Here is a 20875-nt window from a genome sequence, read left to right as displayed (position 1 = left end):
ACAACGATGTCTGGAGGAGCCTGGATGAGCAGCGCCGAGGAGTTCGAGGCACGGTTGCGGGACCTGCTCGGCGCACTCGACCTACCGGCCAAGATCCGCCTGCTCACCGGGGCCGACGCCTGGGCGCTGCCCGCCGAGCCCGCGATCGGCCTGCGCCGCCTGGTGATGACCGACGGACCGGCCGGGGCCCGCGGCAGCCACTTCGACGAGCGCGACCCCTCCGCGCACACGCCGAACCCGACCGCGCTGGCCGCCAGCTGGGACCGCGAGCTGGTGCGCCGGATCGGCCTGCTGCTGGCTGCGGAGACCAGGGCCAAGGGCGCGCAGGTGCTGCTCGCGCCCACCATCAACCTGCACCGCAGCCCGCTCGGCGGCCGCCACTTCGAGTGCTTCGCCGAGGACCCGCTGCTCACCGCCGAGATCGGCCTGGCCTACGTGCGCGGGGTGCAGCAGGGCGGGGTGGCGGCCTGCGCCAAGCACTTCGTGGCCAACGACTCCGAGGACCAGCGCTTCACCCTCAGCGTGGAGGTCGCCGAACGCGCGCTGCGCGAGCTGTACCTGGCCCCGTTCGAGACGCTGGTGCGCGCGGGCGGGGTCGAGGTGGTGATGGCCGCCTACAACGCGGTGCGCGGCAGCACCATGACCGAGCACCGGGGGCTCCAGGTCGGCGTGCTCAAGGAGGAGTGGGGCTTCACCGGACCGATCGTGTCCGACTGGACCGCCGCGCGCAGCACCGCGCCCAGCGCCAACGGCGGGCTCGACCTGGTCATGCCGGGCCCGGACGGCCCGTGGGGCGAGAAGCTGGAGGCGGCGGTGCGCGCGGGCGAGGTGCCCGAGGTCGAGATCGACGACAAGGTGCTGCGCCTGCTCCGGCTGGCCGCGGCGACCGGCGTGCTGGACGGCTTCCCCGCGCCCGAGCCGGAAGCCGCGTACCCGGTCGGCTCGCCCGCCCAGACCGAGCTGCTGCGCGAGGCCGCCGCCCGCGGCATGGTGTTGCTGCGCAACGAGAACCTGCTCCCGCTGGCCCCGGACACCCGGATCGCGCTGATCGGCCCGAACGCCGCGAACACCGCCACCAGAGGCGGCGGCAGCGCCGACCTGTCCCCGCGCCGCGAGGTCAGCTTCGCCGCCGGTCTCGGCCTGCCCGCCACCGAGGGCGTCCGGCCGGGCGGGCGGCAGCCGCTGATCGACCTGGCCGACTGCGTGGACCCGGTGACCGGCGAACCGGGCTTCCAGGTCGAGTACCGCGACGCCGACGGCGGCCTGCTGGGCAGCGAGCACCGGGCGACCGCCCGGCTGGCCTGGCTCGGCCTGCCCGAGGAGCAGTGGCGCCGGGACGACCTGCGGGTGGTCATGCGCACCAGCTACCGGCCCAGGGTCGCGGGCACGCACACCTTCGGCGTCACCGGGCTCGGACCGACCAGCCTGACCGTGCACGGGCAGCGGGTCATCGAACCGGTCACCTCCGGCTGGCACAGCCTGGTGGACAGCTTCGACAACATCACCGAGCAGCTCGGCACCGTTGTTCTGTCCGATGTGGACACTCCGGTGGAGCTGGTGGTGGAGCACCGCCCGATCGCCGCCAAACACGGCTACCTGCGTTGCGGCATCACGCATCGCGCGCCCGGCCGGGACGCGGAGGAGGAGCTGGCTGAGGCGGTCCGGCAGGCCGAGGCGGCCGAGGTCGCGGTGGTCGTGGTCGGCACCAACGCCGACCTGGAGAGCGAGTCCCACGACCGCACCACCCTGGCCCTGCCACCCGGCCAGGACGAGCTGGTCCGAAGGGTGGCCGCGGCCAACCCGCGCACCGTGGTCGTGGTCAACGCCGGCTCACCCGTGCTGATGCCCTGGGCCGAGGAGGTCGCCGCGGTGCTCTACGCCTGGTTCCCCGGCCAGGAAGCGGGCCACGCGCTCGCCGACGTGCTCTACGGCCGCGCCGAACCCGGCGGCCGCCTGCCCACCACCTTCCCGCGCACCGCCGAACAGGCCCCCGTGCTGGACACCACCCCCGCCGACGGCGTGCTCCGCTACGACGAGGGCATCCTGATCGGCTACCGCGCCTACGACCAGCACCGCCTGGACCCGGCCTTCTGCTTCGGCCACGGCCTGGGCTACACCACCTGGGACTACCGCAGCGCGGAGTCCCCGACCGGCGTCTCCGCCGCCACCCTGCACGCGGGCCAGCCCATCCCGGTCCGGGTCACCCTGACCAACACCGGCACCCGCCCCGGCCGCGAGGTGGTGCAGGTCTACCTGGGCCGCCACGCCAGCCGCTACCAGCGCCCACCCCGGGTGCTGGCCGGGTTCGCGGTGGTGGACGCGGAACCGGGGGAGACGGTGGAGGTGGAGATCCCGTTGGCGCCCAGGGCGTTCTGCGTCTACGACGAGCAGCGCCGGGACTGGCTGCCCGAACACGGCAGCTACCTGGCCGAGATCGGCCGCAGCAGCCGCGACCTGCCGCTGACCGCGGTGGTCACCGTCCACTAACCCGAGTGTTGGCCGATCTCGTACCGAGTGTTGGCCGTTGTCGTACGCCGGGAGGGCCAGGCGGTCGCCGGACGCCATCCCGGATGCCGCACCGGGCCAACACCCCGTACGAGATCGGCCAACACTTGGTACGACAACGGCCAACACTCGGCGAAGCAAAGGCCCCCGGGTGGTGACCGGGGGCCTTCTGCTCCGGGCGGAGGTCAGGAGTCGCGCTTGCCCACCAGGGCCCAGGCGGCGGGCAGCACGCCCGCGGCCAGCGCGGTCTTGATCAGGTCGCCGACCAGGAACGGCAGCAGGCCCTTGACCAGGGCTTCGGTGGCGGTGAAGTCGGCGGCGATCATCAGCCAGGGCACGCCGACGGCGTAGATCACCGCGTTGCCCAGCAGCATGGTGCCCGCGGTGCGCAGCGGGGTGCGGTCGCCGCCGCGCTGGGCGAGCGCGCCGACCAGGGCGCCGGCCAGCACGAAGCCGACGATGTAGCCGATGGTGGCCGAGCCCGCGCTGGTGTGCCACGGCACGCCTGCCAGTCCGGCGAGCAGGTAGACCAGCATGGACAGCCCGCCGCGCTGCCAGCCCAGGGTGGCGCCGACCAGCAGGGCGGCGAAGGTCTGGGCGGTCACCGGCACCGGGCTGCCCGGAATGGGCACCGCGATCTGGGCGGCCAGGCCGGTCAGCGCGGCGCCGCCGAGGACCAGCGCGATGTCGCGGACCAGTGCGCCGGGCACCAGGTCGGCCAGGACCCGGCGCGGCGGGGAGACGGTGAGCACGGACACCCGTGACCTCCAGGAGACGTGGGATCTCTTGCCCGCCGACCCTAACCCGGCGTGCCCCGGCGCGAAATTGTCGAGTACCTACAATTTTCAGGCGACTTGTGGCGCTGTGACGTAGGTCGCTCCGGCTTGCGCTCGGACATCGGCTACAACCGGCGAGCCGGAGAACGCGGCCGACACCTCGGTCAGCCAGGCCGTCTCCGCCTCGATGCTGGCCACCGACCCGGCCGCGGCCACCGGCGGCTGCGGCCAGCTGTGCCCGGTCTCCCGCACCGCCAGCGCCGCGGCCAGCCCGGCCGCCGCGAGCACCGCGGGCGCCTCGGCCACCCCGTGCCGCCGCGCCGACTCCGCCACCCAGCCCGCCACCTCCGGCGGCACCTGCCCGCGCAGCGCCAGGAACCCGTCCCTGATCTCGATCAGCCGCCGGTACAGCGCGAACTCCACCCGGTGCGGCCACGCGGTCAGCCTGGTCAGCGAGATCCGCGGCAGCGCCGTGACCAGCGCCGTCCACAGCGGCGTCACCGCGCGGTAGCCGCGGTAGGCGGCCAGCCACCGGCGCGGCCGCTCGATCAGTCCGTGCCAGGTGGTCAGCACCGCGCCGCTCACCCACAGCAGTGCCACCGCCAGGCCGAGGCCCCTGGCCACCGGCATGAACAACTCCAGGCCGGAGCCGGTCAGCACCAGCCACACCGAGGGCAGCCCGGCCAGCAAGCCCCAGGCCACCGTGGTCGCCCCGGCCAGCGCGATCACGAACAGCCCGGTGCGGAAGGAGCCCCTCGGGCACTGCCGGGCGTGCCGGAAGATCACCCTGGTGAACAGCACCAGGCAGCCGACCCCGTAGCCGACCAGCACCGCCTGGTACCCGGCGATGCTCGGGTACCAGGCGAGCTCGGTGCCGCCGCGGGCCTGGTACTCCGGCAGCTTCCCGGTCAGGTGGATCATCAGCCCGGTCATCACCGCCCAGCACAGCAGCAGCGGCCACCACCGGGTGCGCGGCTGCGGGGTCTGGGTGGAGCGGGCCAGTCGCACCAGGAAGTGCGCCGCCAGCAGCTGGAGCATGTTGGTGACCAGCCGCCCGGTCAGCGGGAACGGCTCGACCGCCAGGATCAGCGGCGTGGTCGGATCGGCCGAGATGGCCAGGCTGGCGGCCAGGCTGAGGAAGAAGCCGATCAGGTAGCGCATGCCGGGGCTGGGCGGGCCGCCCCTGCTGGCCAGCAGCTTGCCCGCGCTGATCAGCACCAGCAGCCCCGCGCTGAGGTAGCTGACCACCTCAGGCGCCCGGCCCGAAGGCCGAGCGCAGCCGCGCCAGGCCACCGCTGACCGGCGCGGGCCCCTGCTCGCGCCTGGCCTGGTGCATGACCATCGAGGCGACCAGCTCGGCCTCCTGCTCCTGCTGCTGCGCGTAGCCGGTGCGGCCGAGCACCCGGCGCACCAGCTCCACCGGCAGGTTCGGCATCAGCACCCGCGCCACCGTCTCGTGCAGCTCGCCGGAGCCGGCGTGCCCGCACAGCAGGTGTCCCAGCTCGTGCAACAGGATGTGCTCCTGGTGCAGCGGACTGGTGTCGGCCGCGTAGAACACGTAGTCCGCCCGGTCGGTCGCGGCCAGCACCCCGCACGGGGTGTCCGGCCGGGCCGCCAGCGGGATCAGCTCGATCGGCCTGCCCCGCCTGGCCGCCAGCGCGGCGACCAGCGCCGGCACGCTGAACGGCCGTGGAATGTCCACAGTGGACACGATCTGGGCGCAGCGCCGCCACAGCGCCTTTCGCGAGTGCCGCACGTCTCTCCCCTCGGCGTCAGCGAGTGCTCTCGCCGCCGCCGCCCCGTTGCGCTTCTCTGCGGGCAATAGCATCGATGATGTCGGTGACCGTGCCAAGGCCCTCCTCGGACAGGTTCACCGCGCGCAGTGCCACATCCCGCACCGCGGTGTTGCGCAAGGCGCCTAGTAGCTCCAGTTCCCTGGCGATCACCTTCCCCTGCTCGTCGTCGAAGAAGTAGGCAGGCGGCACCTGGAAGAACCCGGCCAGGGCTTCCAGGTGGCGCTTGGTCGGGTTGTCCCTGCGGCCGGTGCGCAGCTGCCACAGGTAGGTCGCGGAGAAGGTCTCGCCGGTGCTCTCCCGGCAGGCCTTGGCCACCTCCTCGTTGCTGTGCTGCTCGCCGTTGGGTCGGCGGATGACCTGGAACAGGTGGTCGATCCGCTCGGCGAGCGAGCCGGTTTCCGGCCGGCTGTCCTGCGCGTCGCTCATGGGCGCCTCTTGGTGGGAGTTCGGCCTGGCATCAGCTGAAGTGGATGGATGGAGGGGTTCTATTCACTTCAGTTGACAGCCAGATTGTCATCAAGCTAGCTTGTGGCCAGCACGTTAGCTGAGATGAATGAGCAAGGGGGAGCGGATGCTGAAAAAAACGCTGTGTGCGCTGGCGCTGGCCGGGACCGCGCTGCTCGCCGGGGGACAGGCGCAGGCGGCCGTGGCGGAGCAGTACTTCACCGGCAGCGCCCGGAGCGGCAACTCCGCGATCGCCGCGCTGACCGCGGAGCGGCTGGCCTTCGCCCAGGCGGAGCAGGCCGGGTTCAGCCGGGAGCGGTGCGTGCGGGTCTCCGGCCACACCTGGCGGCACGCCCTGGGCGGGTACGCCAGCTCGCAGACGGTGCGCTGCGCGTGAGGACCCGGACGCGCCGGGTCGCCGCCCTGGTGGCGGCCTTCGTGGGCACCGGCTTCGGCGAGAACCGCCGGGAAGCGCTTGCCAGGGCGCGGCAGAACGCGCTCTGGCTGGCCCGCACCGCCGGGTTCCCCTCGATCGGCTGCCAGGTCGTGCTCAGCGGGTGCGTGGAGCCGACGCCGAGGGTGGTCAGGGGATACGTGGTGCTGGGCTGCCGCCGCTCGCGGGAGGCGGTTGCCCCGATTCCGGTCAAGGCCAGCGCGTAACCCGCTGACCTGCGGCATCGGCAACGCTGAGTGTCCACATCGGACGTTACTCCCTGGTTGGGTTATTTGACCTTCCCGAACGGGTGGCGGCGTCCGATGTGGCTACCGATCAGCCACGCGCTGTCGATGAATGAACCGTGGGCGCGACCCAGGTGGCCGACACCCGGCCACCCGGGCTCACAGGGTCAGAAGGAAGGGGTGACGGCATGCACGCGAATCGTGCGTCCGGACTGCGGCGAGCTGGTGTCCGGATCGGTATCGTCGGCGCGGCGGTCGCCGCGGTCATGAGTGCGGGCCTCACGCCCGCGTACGCGGATCTTGGTGACCCGGGTGTCGCCGAGCTCGGCTCGGTCACCGTGACGGGCGCCAGCACGTCCAGCTCCGGCCCGATCATCCCGTGCCGGCTCGGCGAGCAGGCCTCGGCCAGCACGCCGGGCGTGAGCTACCCGGGCGTGCGGTTCGGCTCGGGCACCACCACCTGCAACCAGGACGCGGCGGGCAACGCCGACATCAAGGTCGCGGGCAGCGACTTCGAGCTGAACCTGTTCAACAAGGCCGAGTACGGCAGGCGGCTGATCAGGGTCAAGAGCTTCGAGGCCACCTGCAAGTCCACCGAGCAGGGCACCAGCGCCGGGTGGAAGCTCAACGGCTACAGCGGGTTCACGCTGCCCAGCCCGGTCCCGCAGAACCACGTGACCATGGTGCCCGGCAAGACCGGCATGCCGCCGGTGGCCAAGATCGTGGTGAACAAGGTGGAGTCGGACCAGGGCGCGATCGCGCTGACCGCGATGCACATCACGCTCGACCCGGACGACGGCTACGGCGCGGTCGGCGGCACGATCACCGTGGGCGCCACCGCCTGCGCGCCGACCTCGCCGCCCCGGTAGGCAGGGGCCCGGGCCTGGAGTGCCGCCCCGGGTGGGAGCGGGGCGGCACTCCACTCACAACCCTTGTGCCACAGCAGGTTCGCCGGTCAGCTCGACCCCGGCCGCGCGCAGCTGGCTGAGCGCGATGTCCACCGTCGGCCGGGCCACCCCCGCGGTCAGCCCCAGCAGCACGGTGGTCTCCAGTCCGGCCGCCCTGGCATCCAGCGCGGTGGCCCGCACGCAGTGGTCGGTGGCGATGCCCACCACATCCACCCGGTCCACCGCTCGCTCGCGCAGCCAGTCGGCCAGCGACTCGCCCTCGGCCCCCGCGCCCTCGAAGCCGGAGTAGGCCGCGGCGTAGGCGCCCTTGGAGAACACCGCCCGCACCGGCGTGATGTCCAGCTCCGGGTGGAAGGACGCGCCCGCGGTGCCGGCCACGCAGTGCACCGGCCAGGAGTCCACGTAGTCCGGCGTCTGGCTGAAGTGCGGGCCGGGGTCCACGTGGTAGTCCCTGGTGGCCACCACGAAGTCGTAGTCCTGCTCGCGCACGTGCCGGGAGATCGCCGCGGCCACCGCGGCGCCACCGGCCACCGCGAGCGAACCGCCTTCGCAGAAGTCGTTCTGCACGTCCACGATGATCAGCGCGTTGGCCATGTCGGGACCTCCTACGGCAGGAACACGGTGGGGATCGCGGGCTCGCCCTGGGACAGCGCCAGGCCCTCCCACGGCACGCTGACCAGCGCCTGGCGCAGCCGTTCCCGGCCCTGTTCCAGGGTGGGCAGGCCCTCGACCCGCTGTCCAGCGCGCACCAGGGGGATCTGCAGCTCGACATCGCCGTCCTGGCGCTCCGGCTGCTCGCCGGCCAAGCGGTAGATGACCTCCTCGGTCGCGGTGCCGGTCGGCTTGTGCCGCCGCAGCGCCGCCTTGCGCCCGCCCCTGGACTCCTTGTGCGAGCTGCGCTTGGCCACCGGCCGGCCCTCGACCTCGACCAGCTTGTAGACCATGCCCGCGGTCGGCGCGCCGGAGCCGGTGACCAGCGAGGTGCCCACCCCGTACGCGTCCACCGGCTCGGCCCGCAGCGCCGCGATCGCGTACTCGTCCAGGTCGCCGGAGACCACGATCCGGGTGGCCGGCGCGCCCAGCTCGTCCAGCTGCGTCCGGGCCTGCCTGGCCAGCACGCCCAGGTCGCCGGAGTCGATGCGCACCGCGCCCAACTCGCTGCCGGCCACCTCGACCGCGGTCTTGATGCCCTTGGTGATGTCGTAGGTGTCCACCAGCAGCGTGGTGTTCACCCCGAGCGCGGCCACCTGGGCGCGGAAGGCGTCCTCTTCGGAGTCGTGCAGCAGGGTGAAGGCGTGCGCGCAGGTGCCCGCGGTCGGGATGCCGTAGCGGCGGCCCGCCTCCAGGTTGGAGGTGGCGGTGAACCCGGCCAGGAAGGCGCACCGGGCGGCGGCCACCGCGGCCTCCTCGTGCGTGCGCCGGGTGCCCATCTCGATCAGCCCGCGCCCGTTGGCCGCCGACACCATCCGCGCCGCGGCCGAGGCCACCGCGCAGTCGTGGTTGAGGATGGACAGCGCCAGCGTCTCCAGCAGCACGCCCTCGCCGAAGCTGGATGTGACAGTGAGCACAGGGGAGCCGGGGAAGTACAGCTCGCCCTCGGCGTAGCCGACGATGTCGCCGCTGAACCGGTAGTCGGCCAGCCAGCCCAGGGTGTCCTCGTCCACCACGCCGGAGGCCCGCAGGCGCTCGATCTCGGCATCCTGGAAGCGGAACTTCTCGATCGCGTCGAGCAGCCGCCCGATCCCCGCGACCACGCCATATCGCCGCCCGTTGGGCAGTCGCCTGGCGAAGAGCTCGAACACACAGTCGCGGTCGGCGGTGCCGTCACGCAGCGCACCCGCGAGCATGGTGAGTTCGTAGTGGTCGGTGAGCAACGCGGTGCTCTCCGCACGATCTGCGGCCGTCATGTGATCACCGTAGTCCGCGTCCTCCCCGAACGGGGCTCCTTCGCTGCGCCGTTCCAGTGGCTCATGACACCATGGAGTCATGTCCACGCCCCTGGAGCTGGAGAGGACAGAGGTCGAGCCCACCAGCGACGAATCAGTCGCCGCTGACCGGCCCTGGATGACCGTGGTCTGGAACGACCCGGTGAACCTGATGTCCTATGTGACCTATGTCTTCCAGAAGCTGTTCGGTTTCAGTCGCGACAAGGCGACCAAGCTGATGCTCGACGTGCATCACAAGGGGAAGGCGATCGTGTCCTCAGGGGACAAGGAGAAGTGCGAGGCCGACGTGGCGAAACTGCATGCCGCCGGGCTGTGGGCGACCATGCAGCGTGACACGTGATCGGCTGGCGCCGCGACGGCGGCCAACTCGTCGCCGAGCTGACCCAGCAGGAGGCCGCGGTGCTGCGCGGCATGGTCGGCCAGATCAAGGAGATGCTCGACGAGCGCGCTGACGAGGCGCCGCAGGACGAGCTGGCCCTGATCACCGGCATCCGCACCGGCCCGTCCACCCCGCCGGACAACCGGATCATGGCCCGCCTGCTGCCCGACTTCCACCGCGGCGACGAGGACGGCGACCTGCTGCCCGCCGACGCCGACTCGGCCGCCGCGCTGCGCTCGATCTACGAGCCGCAGCTGGTGGAGGCCAAGGTCGGGGTGGCCGAGGTGGTGCTGACCACCTGCCCGCGCGAGGGCGGGGTGGCCGCGCTGAGCGAGGAGCAGGCCGAGGCCTGGCTGTCCGCGATCAACGACGTCCGGCTGGCCCTGGGCACCGCGCTGGACATCAGCGACGACGAGAACCAGGAAGAACCGCTGGACGCCGATGACACCCGGTCCGCGCACATGGGCGTCTACCAGTGGCTGACCTGGGTGCAGGACACGCTGATCGCCACCCTCTCCGGCGACGACGAGGAATGATCCCGGGACCGCTCAACGCGCTCACCGACGTGCCCGGCCTGCTGGTCGGGCAGCACCACCGCCTGGACGAGGGCTGGGCCACCGGGACCACGGTGGTGCTGGCCCCGGACGGCGCGGTGGGCGCGGTCGACGTGCGCGGCGGCGGCCCCGGCACCCGCGAGACCGACCTGCTGGACCCCACGCACCTGGTGCAACGGGTCAACGCGGTGGTGCTCACCGGCGGCAGCGCCTTCGGCCTGGCCGCCGCGGACGGCGTGATGCGCTGGCTGGACGAGCGGCACCAGGGCGTCTCCGTCGGCCCGGACCCGCACCAGGTGGTGCCGATCGTGCCGGCCGCGGTGCTGTTCGACCTGTGGCACAACGCCTGGGGCAACCGCCCGGACGCCGGGTTCGGCGCGCTGGCCTGCGCCGCGGCCACCGACGGCCCGGTCGCCCAGGGCACCGTCGGCGCGGGAGCGGGCGCGCAGGCCGGCTGGCTCAAGGGCGGCCTGGGCACCGCCAGCGCGGTCCTGCCCGACGGCACCACCCTGGGCGCACTGGTCGCGGCCAACCCGCACGGCGACCCCCTGGCCCCCACCGGCCTGCCCTGGGCCGCCCACCTCGGCCTGCCGGAGGAGTTCCGGCTGCAAGCCCCTGACCAGCGCGAACTGGACCAGGTCAGCCGCGAGTTCCCGGCCAGCAGGCTCAACACCACCATCGGCGTGATCGCCACCGACGCCACCCTGAGCAAGGCCGAGTGCCACCGCCTGGCCGTGGTCGCGCACGACGGCCTGGCCCGCGCGGTCCGCCCGGCGCACTCGATGTTCGACGGCGACACCTTCTTCGCCCTGTCCACGGCCAAGCGGGAGCTGCCGGCCGCGGACGGGGTCTTCGGCGAGATCGGCCGGGCGGGGCGGCTGGACGAGCTGTGCACGTTCGCCGCGGACGTGGTGTCCAGGGCCATCACGCACGCGGTGCTGGCGGCCACCGGCATCCCCGGCCTGCCCGCTTTCCGGGAGCTGTTCCCCTCCGCGCTCCCGGGTTCTGGACCCTCTCCCAAATCCTGAGAAGGGGTTCCCACGGTCATTTAGGATGGTCGGCGTGCTGGTGATTCGACGTGACCTCGTGGACGCGATGGTCGGCCACGCCCGCCGGGACCACCCGGACGAGGCGTGCGGGGTGATCGCCGGCCCCGCCGGGTCCGACCGGCCGGAACGCTTCATCGAGATGGTCAACGCCGAGCGCTCGCCCACGTTCTACCGGTTCGACTCCGGTGAGCAGCTGCGGGTCTGGCGGGCGATGGACGCCGCGGACGAGGAGCCGGTGGTCATCTACCACTCGCACACCGCGACCGAGGCCTATCCCTCGCGCACGGACATCTCCTTCGCTTCGGAGCCGAACGCGCACTACGTGCTGGTCTCCACCCGTGATCCCGAGGTGCACGAGCTGCGCTCGTACCGGATCGTGGACGGGGTGGTGACCGAGGAGCCCGTCGAGGTCGTCGAGTCCTACATGTTCGCCAACACCGGCGCGGACGACGTGCCGGACTCGCGCTGAGGGCGTTCGCCCGCGTCCCCGTTCCCCGGTTTTTGTGTCCACAGTGGACTGAAGGAGTGTCAGCAATGGCGGTCACCGTCTCGATTCCCACCATCCTGCGCACGCACACGGGTGGCAAGAAGTCCGTCGAGGCCCAGGGCGCGACCCTCGCCGAGGTCATCGACCACCTGGAGGGCGAGTTCGGCGGGCTCAAGACCAGGCTGGTGAAGGAAGGCGTCCTGCACCGGTTCGTCAACGTCTACGTCAACGACGAGGACGTGCGCTTCGCCGGTGGCCTGGAGGCCGCGGTCAAGGATGGCGACAACGTCACCATCCTGCCCGCCGTCGCCGGTGGCTAGGTACGACTCGCTGCTGGACGCCCTCGGCGACACCCCGCTGGTGGGGTTGCCGAGGCTGTCCCCAGCGGCGGAGGTGCGCCTGTGGGCGAAGCTGGAGGACCGCAACCCGACCGGCTCGATCAAGGACCGGCCCGCGCTGGCCATGATCGAGGCGGCCGAGCGGGACGGCCTGCTCACCCCCGGCGCGACGATCCTGGAGCCGACCTCCGGCAACACCGGCATCTCGCTGGCCATGGCGGCCAAGCTCAAGGGCTACCAGCTGATCTGCGTGATGCCGGAGAACACCTCCACCGAGCGGCGGCAGCTGCTGCACGCCTACGGGGCGCAGATCGTGTTCTCCCCGGCCGCGGGCGGGTCCAACCAGGCGGTCGCGGTGGCCAAGGAGCTGGCGCAGAAGAACCCGACCTGGGTGATGCTCTACCAGTACGGGAACCCGGCGAACGCGGACGCGCACTACAACTCCACCGCGCCGGAGATCCTGCGTGACCTGCCCACGATCACCCACTTCGTGGCGGGGCTGGGCACCACCGGCACCCTGGTCGGCGCGGGCCGCTACTTCCGCGAGCACAAGCCGGACGTGCAGATCATCGCCGCCGAGCCGCGCTACGGCGAGCTGGTCTACGGCCTGCGCAACCTGGACGAGGGCTTCGTGCCGGAGCTCTACGACCCGTCGGTGCTCAGCGGCCGGTTCTCGGTCGGCTCCTACGACGCGCTGCGCCGCACCAGGCAGCTGCTGGAGACCGAGGGGATCTTCGCCGGCATCTCCACCGGCGCGATCCTGCACGCCGCGCTGGCCGCCGCGGACAAGGCGGTGGCGGCGGGCAAACCGGCCGACATCGTGTTCGTGATCGCCGACGCCGGCTGGAAGTACCTGTCCACCGGCGCGTACAGCGGCACCCTGGAAGAGGCCGCCGAACGCATCGACGGCCACCTCTGGGCGTGATCCGGCGGGCTGCTCAGCCAGCGAAGGCTGTGCTGGGCAGCCCCGAGCCCACCCCGGGCAACACGAACAGCGCGCCCGCATGCGGCTGCTCGGCCAGCTGCTCCGGTGACAACCCGGTGCTCGCCGAGGTCACGTACAGGTCCTCGAACCTCGGCCCGCCGAAGCAGGGCGCGGTCGGGTTGGCCACCGGCATCTCGTACTCCGCGTCCAGCCGGCCGTCCGGGGTGTAGCGGCGCACCGCCCAGCCCTCCCACAGCGCGACCCAGACACAGCCCTGCGCGTCCACGCACAACCCGTCCGGCGAGCCCCGGTCCACCTCGGCCACCGTGCGCCGGTTGCTGATCTCCCCGGCGTCCCGGTCGTAGTCGAAGACGTCCAGGCGGCCGGTCGGGGTGTCCACGTAGTACATCAGCCGTCCGTCCGGGCTCCAGCCCAGGCCGTTGCTGATGGTCACCGCGTCCAGCACCACCTTGGCCGCGCCGTCGCCCGCCACCTTGGCCAGCCAGCCGCCGCCGGTGGCGGTGTCATAGCGCATGGTGCCAGCCCACAGCCGCCCCATCGGGTCCACCGCCGCGTCGTTGCCGCGCACGCCCTCGCGGGCCCAGTAGACCAGCCAGTTCCGGCCGACCCCGTCGGCGTCCAGCAGCGCGATGCCCTCGGCCAGGTTCAGCACCAGCCCGCCGTTGGCCCTCGGCTTGGCCGCCCCGACGTGCTGCGGCACCGCCAGCGACTCGTTGGTCCCGGTGCGCGGGTTGTAGCGGTGCACCCGCTTGCCCAGAATGTCCACCCACAGCAGGGTTTCGCTGGCGGCGTCCCAGGTGGGGCCCTCGCCCAGCTCGGCGGGGGCGGCCACCGCGATCTCGGGGTGTCGATCAGCCATGGGCGGCAGCCTATCGGCCTGCCTAGCTGGTGAAGCCGGGGTCGGACTCGCGCGGGGCGGCGACCCGGCCCTTCGGCTCCTCCCAGTCCTCGTGCCGGCCGCGCGCGGTGATGTCCAGCAGCCGGTAGGCGTGCATCATCACCTCCACGCCGCGGCCGTAGGTGGCGTAGGTGTGGAAGACCTCCTCGCCCTCGCGCAGGAAGGCGCTGACCCCCGGCTGCTCGCCGACGTAGTCGATCAGCCAGCCCTGCCCGGCCGCGGTCAGCTCCTCGCCGGAGCGGAAGTTGTAGCGGTTGGGGCCGGTCGCGGGGTCCAGCGAGACGTCGAAGTCGTAGTTGAAGTCGCTGCCGTGCGAGGAGTACCAGGGGAACGTCCAGCCCCTGGTCTGCTTGTAGGCGGCCAGCTTCGGGTACGGCGCGCGGGAGACCGCGGCGAAGGCGGTGTCGCGGCTGGCCAGGTGCGCGCGGGCGCCGTCGCTGAGGTCGTCGGCCATCGCGGTGCAGCTCCGGCAGCCGGTGTCCCAGGACGGGTCGAACATGAAGTGCTGCAACACCAGCTGGCCGCGGCCGTCGAACAGGTCCAGCAGCGCGACCTCGCCGTCCGGGCCGGTGAAGCGGTAGTCCTTGTCCACCCTGGTCATCGGCAGCCGCCGCCGGTCGGCGTTGAGCCCGTCCAGCGCCCTGAACAGCTCCTTCTCCTTGACCAGCAGCTCCTTGCGGGCGGCCAGCCACTCATCCCTGCTCACTACCTGCGGTCGGTTCACGACGTCCTCCCGAGTCGTTGACTTGCTTGATGCAAGTAACCGTAGGGCGGCAACTTGCATCACACAAGTCGAAACCGGATCATCGAACCGTGCTCGGTCGGATGTATGAACGTGAGAACTGCTCAGCGGCCCGCGCGCTGGAGCTGATCGGCGAGCGGTGGAGCCTGCTGATCATCCGCAACGCGGTCTTCGCGGACATGACCCGGTTCTCCGACTTCGAGCGCAGGCTCGGGGTGGCGCCGAACATCCTGGCCAAGCGGCTGGACGGGTTCGTCGCGGACGGGCTGATGGAGCGGCGCGCGGGCCGGGAGTACCTGCTCACCGAGAAGGGCCGCGAACTGGCCACAGTGCTGATCGCGCTGACCGAGTGGGGTGACCGCTGGGCCGCACCGCAGGGCCCGCCGGTCCTCTACGAGCACCAGGACTGCGGCGGCCCGGTGCACGTGCACGCCCGCTGCGCGCACTGCCGCGTGGAACCCGCGCCCGGCGAGGTGCTCGCGGTGGCCGGTCCGGGCGCGGATCCGCGCCGCCGCCCGCCGCGCGACCCGAGCCCGCTGCACGCCGCCGCGCTCGAACTCAGGGACAACCCCGAGGTGAGTGCCGCGAAAGGTCAGTAGCCTCGATCTCGTGCAGCCGCTACCAGTGCCAACGTCACCGCGCGACGACTCGGGCCGGATCTTCCCGGCGCGGCCGAAGCAGGCCGCCCTCGTCATCCTCGGCTTCGCCGCACTGCTGTACCTGCTGGAGCTGGTGGACGCGTTCGCCGGGCACGCGCTGGACCTCGGCGGCATCGAGCCGCGCGAGTGGACCGGGCTGGACGGCGTGCTGTGGGCCCCGCTGCTGCACCTGGGCTGGGACCACCTGGCCGCGAACACGGTGCCGCTGCTGGTGCTCGGCTTCCTCAGCTTCGCCGGCGGCCTGCGCCAGTTCGTCGCGGTCACCGCGACCATCTGGATCGTGGGCGGGCTGGGCACCTGGCTCACCGGGGAGTCCGGCTCGATCCACCTCGGCGCCTCCGGCCTGATCTTCGGCTGGCTGACCTTCCTGCTGGTGCGCGGCATCTTCGCGCGCCGCGCCGGACCGATCCTGCTCGCCGTGGTCCTGTTCTTCTTCTACGGCTACCTGCTCTGGGGCGTGCTGCCCGGCACCCCTGGCGTGTCCTGGCAGGGCCACCTCTTCGGCGCGGTGGCCGGGGTGGTCGCGGGCTGGTTGACCGGCAAGGCGAGCCGCCGTCCCGCCGGGAGCAACCTCGGGGCATGATCGAGGCGTGAGCACCGCGCCGATCGGCATCTTCGACTCCGGCGTCGGCGGGCTGACCGTGGCCCGCGCGATGCTGGACCAGCTACCGGCCGAGCGGCTGCGCTACGTCGGCGACACCGGCAACGGGCCCTACGGCCCGCTGTCCATCGCCGAGGTGCGCCGCCACTCGCTGGCCATCACCGACTCGCTGGTGGAGAGCGGGGTGAAGCTGCTGGTCATCGCGTGCAACACGGCGACGGCGGCCTGCCTGCACGACGCGCGGGAGCGCTACGACATCCCGGTGGTGGAGGTGCTGCGGCCCGCGGTGCGCCGCGCGGTGGCCACCACGCGCACCGGCCGGATCGGCGTGATCGGCACCAAGGCGACCATCACCTCCAGGGCCTACGAGGACGCCTTCGCCGCCGCGCCCGACCTCACCGTGACCAGCGTGGCCTGCCCCCGGTTCGTGGACTTCGTGGAACGCGGCATCACCTCCGGCCGCCAGGTGCTCGGCCTGGCCCAGTCCTACCTGGAACCGTTGCAGCGGGCCGAAGTCGACACCGTGGTGCTGGGCTGCACGCACTACCCACTCCTCACCGGCGTGATCCAGCTGGCCATGGGCGATGCGGTGACCCTGGTCTCCAGCGCGGAGGAGACCGCCAAGGACGTGGTCAAGGTGCTCACCGAGGCGGACCTGCTGCGTGATCCGGACAGTCCCGAACTGGCCCATTCCTTCACCGCCACCGGCCCGGCCGAACCGTTCGCGAAACTGGCCCGCCGCTTCCTCGGCCCGCAGCTGGGTACCGTCATGACGGGCGCTGTTCCGAGATCGTCTGCCATGCCAGGCTGATCCGGTGCTACTGACCGTTCTCGGCTGTTCCGGCAGCCTGCCCAGCGCTGACTCGCCGGCTTCCGGTTACCTGGTGGAGTCCGACGGGTTCCGTGTGCTCCTCGATCTCGGCAATGGGGTGCTGGGGGCGCTCCAGCGGCATGGCGACCCGTTCGGGGTGGACGCGCTGGTGCTCTCCCACCTGCATCCGGACCACTGCGCGGATTTCGCCGCGCTGACCGTGCTCCGCCGGTACCACCCGGCTCCGCCCTACGACACCAGGGCCCGGCGGCTGCCGGTGTACGCGCCCAGCGAGGCGGCCACCCGGCTGGCCGCGGCCTACGCGCCGAGTGCCGCCGAACGGGCCGAGACCGACCTCAGCGATGTCTACGAGTTCCACCGGCTCACTCCCGGCACCGTCCACATCGGACCGTTCGAGCTGACCACCGAACAGGTCGCGCATCCCTGTGAGGCCTTCGGTTTCCGGCTCACCGCGGGCAGCAGGACACTGGCCTACACCGGCGACTCCGGCCCCTGCGAGGCGCTGCGCAAGCTGGCCGACTCCGCGGACCTGCTGCTGGCCGAGGCCTGCTGGCCGCACGAGCCCGAGGCGCACCCACCCGACCTGCACCTGTCCGGACTGGAGGCCGGGCAGTTGGCGGCGGTGGCCGGGGTGCGCAGGCTGGTGGTCACGCACGTGCCGCCGTGGGCGAACCGGGAGCAGATGGCCGAGGAGGCCGCCACCGCCTTCACCGGCCCGGTCGACCTGGCCTTCCCCGGCGCCTCCTACACCGTCGGCTGCTGACCCGGCGCTACCGGCCACCAACCCCGTTCCACACCGCGGTGGAGCCGCTGTGCCCGATCCGCACCACCTGCACCGTGCTGGCCACCCCGGCCACGGCGACCAGCACAGCGGCCACCACCGCCACCCGCCGCCAGTTCGCTGGGCCGCCGGGCGTCTCCTGGTCCGCCTTCCGGCCCGCCAGCAGGAAGGCGACCACGAGCACGCCGAAGGCCAGCGCGTACGGCAGCAGCTCCCCGCCGAGGTCCGCGTGCCGCTGGATCAACGGGTTGGCCACCCCCAGCGCGCCCTGCAACTGCTCACCGGACACCTGCGCGACCGGCACCGCGGCCACCCCGGCCACGGTCAGCGCGAGCACCGGCCAGCCGAAGCGCCGCCGCCAGGCCGGGCGGAGCGCGATCAGCAGGGCGCACAGCGCGGCCAGCGGCAGCAGGACCACCACGGCGTGCACGATCAGCGGGTGCAGCGGCAAGCCGTCGACGGTCGTCAGGTCCATGTCCACTCCATACGACGGCCGCTCAGGAGCGGTTCAACGAGGTGACTAGGCTAGCCGCGTGGTGCGCATCGATGGCAGAAGCGACGAGGCCCTGCGGGACATCAAGATCACCAGGGGCTACCAGGACTGGCCCGCCGGCTCGGTGCTGGTGGAGTTCGGCAAGACCCGCGTGCTGTGCGCGGCCAGTGTGTCCGAGGGGGTGCCCCGGTGGCGCTCCGGCTCCGGGCTGGGCTGGGTGACCGCCGAGTACGCCATGCTGCCCTCGGCCACGCACAGCCGCAGTGACCGGGAGTCCATCAAGGGCCGGGTCGGCGGGCGCACGCACGAGATCAGCCGCCTGATCGGCCGGTCGCTGCGCACCTGCATCGACCTCTCCGCGCTGGGCGAGAACACCATCGTGATCGACTGCGATGTCATCCAGGCCGACGGCGGCACCCGCACCGCGGCGATCACCGGCGCCTACGTGGCGCTGGCCGACGCGGTCACCTGGCTCGGCGCGGCGGGCAAGCTCGCCGACCCCAAGCCGCTGTCCTGCCAGATCGCCGCGGTCAGCGTGGGCGTGGTGGACGGCCGGGTGCGGCTGGACCTGCCATACGAGGAGGACTCGCGGGCCGAGGTGGACATGAACGTGGTGGCCACCGACGCGGGCACCCTGGTCGAGGTGCAGGGCACCGGCGAGGGCGCCACCTTCGCCCGCTCCACCCTGGACAAGATGCTCGACCTGGCCCTGGCCGGGGTGGCCGACCTGTGCCGCCTGCAGGCCGAGGCGCTCGCGCTGCCCTACCCCGGCACGCTGCCCGAGGGCAAGAAGGCATGAGGGTCCTGCTGGCCAGCCGCAACGCCAAGAAGCTGGGCGAGCTGCGGCGGATCGTGGCGGCCGAGCGGCTCGACGGCATCGAGGTCCTCGGCCTGGACGAGGTGCCCGAGTTCCCGGAGGCCCCCGAGACCGGGGCCACCTTCGAGGAGAACGCGATCGCCAAGGCCGTGGACGCGGCCGCCGCGACCGGCCTGCCCTCGATCGCCGACGACTCGGGCATCGCGGTGGACGCGCTCAACGGCATGCCCGGCGTGCTCTCCGCCCGCTGGTCCGGCAAGCACGGCGACGACCTCGGCAACCTGGAGCTGCTGCTCGGCCAGCTCGGCGACGTGCCGGACGAGCGCCGCGGCGCCGCGTTCGTGGCCGTGGTCGCGCTCGCCGTGCCCGGCGCGGAGCCGGTGGTGGTGCGCGGGGAGTGGCGGGGCACGCTGCTGCGCGCGATGCGCGGCGCCAACGGCTTCGGCTACGACCCGATCTTCGTGCCCGAGGGCGAGACCAGGACCTCGGCGGAGATGACGCCCGCGGAGAAGGACGCGGACTCCCACCGCGGCCGCGCCCTTCGCCTGCTGCTGCCGCACCTGCGCGCGCTGGCCGGGCAGCGCTAGAACAGTCCGCCCAGCTCGCCAACGCCCGTGGTGAGCGACTTGGCGGCGCGGGCGTAGCTGGTGCCGGGGGAGTGCGTGCTCAGCAGCACCACCACCCTGGTGCCCCCGGCCAGCACCCCGCTGGTGTGCAGGTCCGTGCCCGCGCGGCCGGTCGCCCAGCCCTGTTTGACCGCCCACTGCACCTCGGGCAGCCCGTACGGGATGCCGAAGTGCTGGTCGAACCGGTCCGCGGCGATCCGCGGCGCGGCGGTCAGCGCGCCCATGATCAGCTCGCGGTGCGCCTTGGGCAGCTCGGTCAGGATGTGCCGGTACATCTTGGCCACATCGCGCGCGCTGACCTTGGTGTCGCCCCAGTGCATCGGGTCCAGCGGCGGCAGGGTCCGGTTCAGGCCCATCCGCCTGGCCTGGCGCTGCACCATGGTGTTGCCGCCCAGCCGCACCCACAGCTCGCTGGCGATGCCGTCGTGGCTGGCCGAGAGCATGGTGCGCAGGTCGGTGGCGGTGGACGCGCCGGACTGCAACGCGTCCACCGCGATCAGCAGCTTCACCAGCGAGGCCGAGCGGAACTGCCGGTCGGCCTCCGCGCTGGCCAGCTCCCGCCAGCCGTCGACCTCCAGCACCACCAGGCCGACCCCGGTCGCGCTGCCGCCCGCGCGCACCGCCCTGGTCACCGCGTTGCTCAGCTCGGTGCCGGAAACCTTGTCCTGCTTGGGTTTGGTCGGCGGGCCCGGCTTCACCACCTCGGTCGGATCCTGGCCGGGCGCGTTGCTGGGCGGCAGTGCCACCGTGGTCACGTTCGCCTGGTTGGTCGCCTCCGGCGGCCCGGACGGACCGGCCTCACCGAGCAGATGGATCGACAGCAGACCGGCAGCGCACACCACGAACACGCTGGCCATCGCCCCCACGGAGTTCTTCACGACCCGTTTACGCGAAGCCCCGCAACCAAGTTGGCCTGGTGATCAGGCAACTTTCCCGGTCGGTTCGGCGTAGGCGCGGCCGGTCGGATCCGGTTGCACCGCAGGGGAAATCTTCAGTTTCCGCTCAGACGCCGAGGTCCCTGCGCAGCTTGGCCACGTGCCCGGTGGCGCGCACGTTGTACTGCGCGGTGGCGATCTTGCCGTCGGGGTCCACCACGAAGGTGGAGCGGATCACCCCGGTGACGGTCTTGCCGTACATCATCTTCTCGCCGAAGGCGCCCCAGGCGGTGAGCACCGCGCGCTCCGGGTCCGACAGCAGCGGGAAGGTCAGCTCCTGCTCCTCGCGGACCTTGGCCAGCTTGGCCGGCCTGTCCGGGGAGATGCCCAGCACGGTGTAGCCCGCGCCGTTGAGCTCGGCCAGGCTGTCCCGGAAGTCGCAGGCCTGCTTGCTGCACCCGGGGGTGCCCGCGGCCGGGTAGAAGTAGACGATCACGTGCTGCCCGCGGAAGTCCGCCAGCGAGACGGGCTTGCCGTCGGCGTCGGGCAGGGTGAACCCGGGCGCGGGGTCGCCGGGGGAAAGGCGTTCGGTCATGACCGCGACGCTAGAGGATCACCCCGACACCCGCGCACACGCCCAGCCGCCCCGCGTGTTGGCCGATCTCGTACGCAGTGTTGGCCGATCTCGTACCCGGTGTTGGCCAACACGGGTACAGATTCGGCCAACACTGCGTACAACAACGGC

At 72.3% G+C, this 20875-nt stretch carries 27 protein-coding genes; 16 read left to right on the top strand and 11 right to left on the bottom strand.

Going from position 1 to position 20875, the window contains the following annotated elements:
• Positions 1–24: 24 nt before the first annotated feature.
• Positions 25–2487 (top strand): beta-glucosidase family protein, encoded by a 2463-nt coding sequence (locus N8J89_RS35540; RefSeq protein WP_283661316.1) that lies wholly within the window; start codon positions 25–27, stop codon positions 2485–2487.
• A gap of 203 nt (positions 2488–2690) precedes the next feature.
• Here the strand turns inward: N8J89_RS35540 and N8J89_RS35535 are convergent, their stop codons facing one another.
• From N8J89_RS35535 to N8J89_RS35520, 4 genes are all read right to left on the bottom strand, one after another.
• Positions 2691–3263 (bottom strand): biotin transporter BioY, encoded by a 573-nt coding sequence (locus tag N8J89_RS35535; RefSeq protein WP_283661315.1) that lies wholly within the window; start codon positions 3261–3263, stop codon positions 2691–2693.
• 87 nt (positions 3264–3350) lie between these two features.
• Positions 3351–4529 carry an MAB_1171c family putative transporter gene (locus N8J89_RS35530; protein ID WP_283661314.1) on the bottom strand — a complete coding sequence of 393 codons (1179 nt, stop codon included), beginning with the start codon at positions 4527–4529 and terminating at the stop codon, positions 3351–3353.
• A gap of 1 nt (position 4530) precedes the next feature.
• Positions 4531–5037: an ImmA/IrrE family metallo-endopeptidase gene (locus tag N8J89_RS35525; protein ID WP_283661313.1), complete on the bottom strand. Its 507-nt coding sequence runs from the start codon at positions 5035–5037 to the stop codon at positions 4531–4533.
• A 16-nt stretch (positions 5038–5053) separates the two neighbouring features.
• Positions 5054–5503, bottom strand: a complete 450-nt coding sequence (locus N8J89_RS35520) for an XRE family transcriptional regulator (RefSeq protein ID WP_283661312.1) — start codon at positions 5501–5503, stop codon at positions 5054–5056.
• 127 nt (positions 5504–5630) lie between these two features.
• On the opposite strand from N8J89_RS35520, the gene N8J89_RS35515 reads away from it, so the two are divergent.
• The 3 genes from N8J89_RS35515 (at position 5631) to N8J89_RS35505 (ending at position 7068) form a co-directional block, all read left to right on the top strand.
• Positions 5631–5918 (top strand): hypothetical protein, encoded by a 288-nt coding sequence (locus N8J89_RS35515; RefSeq protein ID WP_283661311.1) that lies wholly within the window; start codon positions 5631–5633, stop codon positions 5916–5918.
• The gene (locus N8J89_RS35510) at positions 5915–6181 is read left to right on the top strand and encodes a hypothetical protein (protein ID WP_283661310.1); all 267 of its coding nucleotides are present in this window, start codon (positions 5915–5917) and stop codon (positions 6179–6181) included. Before N8J89_RS35515 ends, N8J89_RS35510 begins: the two co-directional genes overlap by 4 nt.
• Positions 6182–6387: 206 nt before the next feature.
• Positions 6388–7068, top strand: coding sequence for a hypothetical protein (locus tag N8J89_RS35505; RefSeq protein ID WP_283661309.1), 681 nt, complete (start codon positions 6388–6390; stop codon positions 7066–7068).
• A 54-nt stretch (positions 7069–7122) separates the two neighbouring features.
• On the opposite strand, the gene N8J89_RS35500 is transcribed toward N8J89_RS35505, so the two are convergent.
• Both N8J89_RS35500 and N8J89_RS35495 read right to left on the bottom strand, forming a co-directional pair.
• Complete coding sequence (locus N8J89_RS35500) at positions 7123–7701, bottom strand: isochorismatase family protein (protein WP_283661308.1); 579 nt, start codon at positions 7699–7701, stop codon at positions 7123–7125.
• 11 nt (positions 7702–7712) lie between these two features.
• Positions 7713–9014 carry a nicotinate phosphoribosyltransferase gene (locus tag N8J89_RS35495; protein ID WP_283661307.1) on the bottom strand — a complete coding sequence of 434 codons (1302 nt, stop codon included), beginning with the start codon at positions 9012–9014 and terminating at the stop codon, positions 7713–7715.
• A gap of 79 nt (positions 9015–9093) precedes the next feature.
• Between N8J89_RS35495 and clpS the strand changes: the two genes are divergently transcribed.
• From clpS to N8J89_RS35465, 6 genes are all read left to right on the top strand, one after another.
• Positions 9094–9393, top strand: coding sequence for an ATP-dependent Clp protease adapter ClpS (gene clpS / locus N8J89_RS35490; RefSeq protein WP_283661306.1), 300 nt, complete (start codon positions 9094–9096; stop codon positions 9391–9393).
• Positions 9390–9968, top strand: coding sequence for a DUF2017 domain-containing protein (locus N8J89_RS35485; RefSeq protein ID WP_252484134.1), 579 nt, complete (start codon positions 9390–9392; stop codon positions 9966–9968). The genes clpS and N8J89_RS35485 overlap by 4 nt, the downstream gene beginning before the upstream one ends.
• Positions 9965–11014, top strand: coding sequence for a P1 family peptidase (locus N8J89_RS35480; protein ID WP_283661305.1), 1050 nt, complete (start codon positions 9965–9967; stop codon positions 11012–11014). Before N8J89_RS35485 ends, N8J89_RS35480 begins: the two co-directional genes overlap by 4 nt.
• Before the next feature lie 34 nt (positions 11015–11048).
• Positions 11049–11504 (top strand): M67 family metallopeptidase, encoded by a 456-nt coding sequence (locus N8J89_RS35475; RefSeq protein ID WP_283661304.1) that lies wholly within the window; start codon positions 11049–11051, stop codon positions 11502–11504.
• A 65-nt stretch (positions 11505–11569) separates the two neighbouring features.
• Entirely contained in the window at positions 11570–11842 is a 273-nt protein-coding gene (locus N8J89_RS35470; RefSeq protein WP_283661303.1) for a MoaD family protein, read from the top strand.
• Positions 11835–12785: a PLP-dependent cysteine synthase family protein gene (locus tag N8J89_RS35465; RefSeq protein WP_283661302.1), complete on the top strand. Its 951-nt coding sequence runs from the start codon at positions 11835–11837 to the stop codon at positions 12783–12785. Before N8J89_RS35470 ends, N8J89_RS35465 begins: the two co-directional genes overlap by 8 nt.
• Before the next feature lie 13 nt (positions 12786–12798).
• On the opposite strand, the gene N8J89_RS35460 is transcribed toward N8J89_RS35465, so the two are convergent.
• Positions 12799–13665 carry an SMP-30/gluconolactonase/LRE family protein gene (locus N8J89_RS35460; RefSeq protein ID WP_283661301.1) on the bottom strand — a complete coding sequence of 289 codons (867 nt, stop codon included), beginning with the start codon at positions 13663–13665 and terminating at the stop codon, positions 12799–12801.
• Between the two features lie 22 nt (positions 13666–13687).
• On the bottom strand, positions 13688–14428 hold the full coding sequence (locus N8J89_RS35455) for a DUF899 domain-containing protein (RefSeq protein WP_283661300.1): 741 nt from the start codon (positions 14426–14428) through the stop codon (positions 13688–13690).
• Between the two features lie 101 nt (positions 14429–14529).
• Here N8J89_RS35455 and N8J89_RS35450 point away from each other — a divergent pair, with 101 nt between their 5' ends.
• Genes N8J89_RS35450 through N8J89_RS35435 form a run of 4 tightly spaced genes read left to right on the top strand, consistent with a single transcriptional unit; the run spans position 14530 to position 17301 of the window.
• Positions 14530–15045: a winged helix-turn-helix transcriptional regulator gene (locus N8J89_RS35450; RefSeq protein ID WP_283661299.1), complete on the top strand. Its 516-nt coding sequence runs from the start codon at positions 14530–14532 to the stop codon at positions 15043–15045.
• Between the two features lie 10 nt (positions 15046–15055).
• Complete coding sequence (locus N8J89_RS35445) at positions 15056–15688, top strand: rhomboid family intramembrane serine protease (protein ID WP_283661298.1); 633 nt, start codon at positions 15056–15058, stop codon at positions 15686–15688.
• 7 nt (positions 15689–15695) lie between these two features.
• Positions 15696–16517, top strand: coding sequence for a glutamate racemase (gene murI / locus N8J89_RS35440; protein ID WP_283661297.1), 822 nt, complete (start codon positions 15696–15698; stop codon positions 16515–16517).
• Between the two features lie 4 nt (positions 16518–16521).
• Positions 16522–17301: an MBL fold metallo-hydrolase gene (locus N8J89_RS35435; RefSeq protein WP_283661296.1), complete on the top strand. Its 780-nt coding sequence runs from the start codon at positions 16522–16524 to the stop codon at positions 17299–17301.
• A 7-nt stretch (positions 17302–17308) separates the two neighbouring features.
• On the opposite strand, the gene N8J89_RS35430 is transcribed toward N8J89_RS35435, so the two are convergent.
• Positions 17309–17794, bottom strand: a complete 486-nt coding sequence (locus tag N8J89_RS35430; protein ID WP_283661295.1) for a DUF2231 domain-containing protein — start codon at positions 17792–17794, stop codon at positions 17309–17311.
• Between the two features lie 58 nt (positions 17795–17852).
• Between N8J89_RS35430 and rph the strand changes: the two genes are divergently transcribed.
• Positions 17853–18611 (top strand): ribonuclease PH, encoded by a 759-nt coding sequence (gene rph, locus N8J89_RS35425; RefSeq protein WP_283661294.1) that lies wholly within the window; start codon positions 17853–17855, stop codon positions 18609–18611.
• Positions 18608–19216, top strand: a complete 609-nt coding sequence (gene rdgB / locus N8J89_RS35420; RefSeq protein ID WP_283661293.1) for an RdgB/HAM1 family non-canonical purine NTP pyrophosphatase — start codon at positions 18608–18610, stop codon at positions 19214–19216. The genes rph and rdgB overlap by 4 nt, the downstream gene beginning before the upstream one ends.
• Here rdgB and N8J89_RS35415 read toward each other — a convergent pair.
• Together N8J89_RS35415 and bcp are read right to left on the bottom strand one after the other, a co-directional pair.
• Entirely contained in the window at positions 19213–20133 is a 921-nt protein-coding gene (locus N8J89_RS35415) for a serine hydrolase (protein ID WP_283661292.1), read from the bottom strand. The genes rdgB and N8J89_RS35415 overlap by 4 nt on opposite strands.
• A gap of 124 nt (positions 20134–20257) precedes the next feature.
• Positions 20258–20725 carry a thioredoxin-dependent thiol peroxidase gene (bcp, locus tag N8J89_RS35410; protein ID WP_283661291.1) on the bottom strand — a complete coding sequence of 156 codons (468 nt, stop codon included), beginning with the start codon at positions 20723–20725 and terminating at the stop codon, positions 20258–20260.
• Positions 20726–20875: the final 150 nt, after the last annotated feature.

This window comes from Crossiella sp. CA-258035 (assembly GCF_030064675.1).
GTDB lineage: Bacteria > Actinomycetota > Actinomycetes > Mycobacteriales > Pseudonocardiaceae > Crossiella.
Note: the sequence above shows the minus strand (reverse complement) of the source record. Positions and strands in the feature narration are given on the sequence as shown.